The sequence below is a fragment of the Afipia sp. MLSD5-FHT05B12 genome, assembly GCF_058793355.1.
In genome coordinates this window covers 1-1,325 of record NZ_JBXAFS010000048.1, presented here as the reverse complement: position 1 = coordinate 1,325, position 1,325 = coordinate 1, and the positions used below count along the sequence as shown (strand labels likewise).

General features: G+C 57.1%; 2 protein-coding genes. One reads left to right on the top strand and one right to left on the bottom strand.

What is annotated here, in order from left to right; translation table 11 throughout:
- The first annotated feature begins 107 nt into the window (after positions 1 to 107).
- Complete coding sequence (locus tag AC1Q6J_RS23150) at positions 108 to 584, top strand: tetratricopeptide repeat protein (protein WP_492281482.1); 477 nt, start codon at positions 108 to 110, stop codon at positions 582 to 584.
- A 319-nt stretch (positions 585 to 903) separates the two neighbouring features.
- Here the strand turns inward: AC1Q6J_RS23150 and AC1Q6J_RS23145 are convergent, their stop codons facing one another.
- On the bottom strand, positions 904 to 1,284 hold the full coding sequence (locus tag AC1Q6J_RS23145) for a tautomerase family protein (RefSeq protein ID WP_492281481.1): 381 nt from the start codon (positions 1,282 to 1,284) through the stop codon (positions 904 to 906).
- Positions 1,285 to 1,325 lie beyond the last annotated feature (41 nt).

Below are 1,325 nucleotides of genomic sequence, written 5' to 3'. Positions count from 1 at the left end.
TGCGGTGCGCACTTCCCGTTCCCTGGCGCCGGCGTGTTCGCCAAGGATGGTGATGCCTATACCTTCGCGCCGGTAGCACGATCCTGATCAAGTATGGAGAACACACTATGAAAAAGACACTGCACTCTGCCCTGACGAGCCTAACGCTGGTTGCCGGTCTCGCTTTTGCTTCGGCTGTTCTGCCGATCCCAGCTCACGCGGTCGATAATATGTCGTCGAGCGACGCTCCCGATCTGGCTTCACCGCGCGCCAAAATCAAAGCCATGGATTACTCCGGCGCGATCGTTGAGTTGAAGAAGATCGCCGACACCAATCAGCACGCCGATGTCTACAATCTTCTCGGATACAGTTTGCGCAAGAGCGGCGACTTCAAGACTGCGCTGACTTACTACACCAAAGCGCTTGAATTTGATGCCGACCACAAGGCTGCCCGTGAGTATCTGGGCGAGCTCTACGTTGAAACGGGCAACATCGATAAAGCCAAGGAGCAGCTGGTTATCCTCAGCCGCTTGTGCCCTGGAGGATGCGAGGAGCGCGAAGACCTGCAAAAGGCAATCGCTACGACCACAGCAGCCGGGAAATAACAGGAAAGATGCGGGCGTTTACTCGCCCGCATCTTTTCGGCGCTTTGGAGAAACGGGGGTGGATCGATGGCGCAGCATTTACGACGCGACGTGAGCTGCTTGACAACATTATTCTGCTCGCAAGCAGACTGCTCGCTCTGGCGGGCAATCTGTCTGGCCATCTACGGAAGTTTACCGGTTAAAACCAGCTTTCTGCTGCCGGGATGAGGCGGTCCTTCGGTGTTCGCCCGCGGTCCCAATGGGAGCCGTGTTCTGCACGCTTCGAACGAGCCCCCTTATCATCAACCAAAGGCGTACTGCGTTGTGAGCATCACGCAACTCAAGCGTATTGCGCGAGGCCGTGGCCGAGGGACCAGTTCTCTTTGGTGCCCTCGATAAGGTTCACGAATACGTCTTCCGGCCGGATGCCGGGACTCTCGCCGAGCAGCTCCGCAATCCGCCGGAACAGCGCTTTCTTCTGCTCCACGGTGCGGGTGTTCATCGCGCTGATCTGGATAAACACGAGATCGTCGCTCCGGGTGATGCCAAGATAGGATGAACCGTAGCGGAAGTTTGCAGAGTCATGCTCCGTGATGGTCATGAATTGGTCGTCTTCGGGCACGTTGAAGGTTTCGCGCATCGCGCGGTAAAGGCTGTCGAAGATCGCCTGCCGGTAGGCTTCCGGCTTTCCGGCGCGCAGCGAGATGTGAAGCAGCGGCATCGCAGATCCTTTTCATTTGGTCTTGGCTTAATAGATGCTGC

What these genes read in the sequence shown, in the direction of transcription:
- AC1Q6J_RS23150 (WP_492281482.1), top strand. Translation starts at nt 108, where the DNA reads ATGAAAAAGACACTGCACTCTGCCCTGACGAGCCTAACGCTGGTTGCC.
- AC1Q6J_RS23145 (WP_492281481.1), bottom strand. Translation starts at nt 1,284, where the DNA reads ATGCCGCTGCTTCACATCTCGCTGCGCGCCGGAAAGCCGGAAGCCTAC.